We start from the raw sequence: 2,340 nt of genomic DNA, 5'->3' as shown, positions 1-2,340 counted from the left end.
GGGGCCTTTCCGCTCAATCGCCTCCTCACGCTCGGCATTCGCTTCAAGGGGCCCCGGCGCCTCCCGCTTCGAGGCAGTCAGCGGTTCGTCGTGAGGGCGGGGGGAGGGGGCGGTGGCTGTCGCGGTGGCGGCGGTGCGGTCGGGCGGCGGTGCAGTCATGCACCGCAGCCTACCAAGACCACGAACGCTTCGCCGTGCGCCAAACCACCTTCGCCCGATCCAGGCGACATGGGCCGCGCCCGGCGGCGCGAGCGCGGCCCGTGGGCTCAGAACTCCTTCGTCAGGCTGACGTAGACGGTGCGGCGCTGGCCGTACTGCGGCGCGCCGACGCCGATGCCGGAGCCATCACGCAACTGGTAGACCTTGTCGAACAGGTTCACCACCGACAGCCGCGCCTCCACCGGACCGCCACCGCCCAGGTCCAGGCGCTTGCTGAGGTCGGCATTGACCGTGGTGTAGGACGGCAGGTGCGTGGTGTTGGCGAAACCGTTGCGCAGGCCCGACCCGAACAACGCGCTGGCGCCAACCGCATAACCGTCGCCGACCCGCACATTGACCCCGGCCGAAGCGCTCAGCTTCTGCTCGTGGTCCAGGTGCACCCAGTTGCTGGCGATGAAGTCGAGCTCGTCCTGCTCGAAGTTGAACTGGCCCGTCTCGACCTGCTTCGCCCGCGCGTGCGTGGTGCCCAGGTTGGCGTAGGCGGACCAGTCCTTCTCCTTGTAGTTCGCCGTCAGGTCCACGCCGTAGATGCGGCCATGCGCGTAGTTGAAGGCGGAATAGATCAGCGCGTTGCCGAACTGGCCCTCGTCCTGCAGGTGCTGCACGGCGCGGTAGTAGCCGTCCACGCCGAGGGTGAGCTTGGGCGTGACCTGCCAGACCGCGCCGGCATCGTAGTAGTTCGAGCGCTCGGAGCGCACCGCGGTGTTGGCGTCCGACGGCAGCGCGTTGGTCGTGCCGGCGAAGGCGCTGACCGAGGTGGTGTCGATCTTCTCCGTCGGCGGCGGCGTGAAGTAGCGCGCGTAGCCGGCATGCAGGCGCAGCGCGGGCGTGGCGTCCCAGACCAGGCCCACGCGCGGGCTCAACTGGTGTTCCTTGGTGACGGTGTCGACCTGGTCGTAGCGCGCGCCGTAGTTCAGCGTCAGCGTGCGGTCCAGCTTCCATTCGTCCTGCAGGTAGGCGCCCCAGAGGTGACCGCCCAGGCGGCCGCTGTCGGCGATGCTGATCGGCGTGGCGCTGGTGGCGTTGCCGTTGTCGTCGGCGGGGAAGACCAGCGCGTCGTTGCGCGTGCTGGCGTGCTCGCGCTGGGCGAAGAGGCCGCTGCGCAGCGTGTGCGCGCTGTCCAGGCGCCAGCTCATGTCGGCCTGCACGCCGTTGGCCTCGTTGCGGCGCAGGATGTCCGCCGCGACGCCCAGGTACTGCAGGTCGCCGACGGCGTCTGGCGAGTAATGCACGTCGGTGTAGCGGTGGAAGAGCGAGACCTGGTAGTCGACCGTGTCGCCGATCGCGGCCTGGTAGCTCACGACGGCGAAGCGGTTGCGCTCGCGCTGGTGCGCGTCGAGCGTGCTCGAGTCCTTGTCCGGCGTGCCGTCCAGCGCGAACGCGGTCGACTGTCCCGGCGAGTTGGGGATCTGGAACCGGTTGTTGGTGACGCCGGCCATGGCGGTGATGCGGCTGTCGTCGCCCAGCAGGTAGGACACGAGGCCGAAGGCCTTGCCTTGGTGCGTGCGGTCGTGGAGCGCGTCGCGCGAGGCCGTCGGGTTCTCGATGCCCAGGTCGTTGCCGAGGAAGGAGCCGCTGAACTCGTAGCTGAGGCGGCCCTGCGTGCCGTGGACCGAGAGGTCGAGCTCGCGCGAGCGCTGCGTGCCCAGCGTGATGCCGGCGCTGCCGGCGAAGGGCTTGTCGTCGTCGCCGACGCCCTGGGTGGTGATGTCGACGATGCCGGCGGTCCGGTAGCCGTATTGCGCCGGCAAGGCGCCGGTGAGCAGGCTGATGCGGTCGGCGAAGCGGGTCTCCAGCGTCTGGCCGAAGCCGCTGATCGCCTCCGGAATGACGACGCCGTTGATGCGGTACTGCAGGTTGGCATGGTCGCCGCGCACGTGCAGGCCGCCATAAGAGTCCTGCACCACGCCCGGGGCCTGCAGCAGAACCTGGTTCAGCGGCGTGTCGTCGCCTTGCGGGAGGCGGCCGATGTCGGCCTTGCTGAACTTGTAGATCGTGCTGCCGGTGTCGGGCGACAGGCCGTTGCGCGCGGCATCCAGGCGACTGCGCGCGCCCTGGACCTGGACCGTGGGCAGCGCCTGGCCGGCGGCGGGCGTCGCGTCGGCGCTGGCGGGCGAGGAG

The 2,340-nt window shown here is 70.0% G+C and carries 1 protein-coding gene; it reads right to left on the bottom strand.

Going from position 1 to position 2,340, the window contains the following annotated elements:
• Nucleotides 1-266: 266 nt before the first annotated feature.
• The coding region (locus FUT87_RS29170) for a TonB-dependent receptor (RefSeq protein ID WP_186830694.1) at nt 267-2,340 on the bottom strand (2,074 nt) is incomplete at its 5' end.

This window comes from Mitsuaria sp. TWR114 (assembly GCF_007997345.1).
Note: the sequence above shows the minus strand (reverse complement) of the source record. Positions and strands in the feature narration are given on the sequence as shown.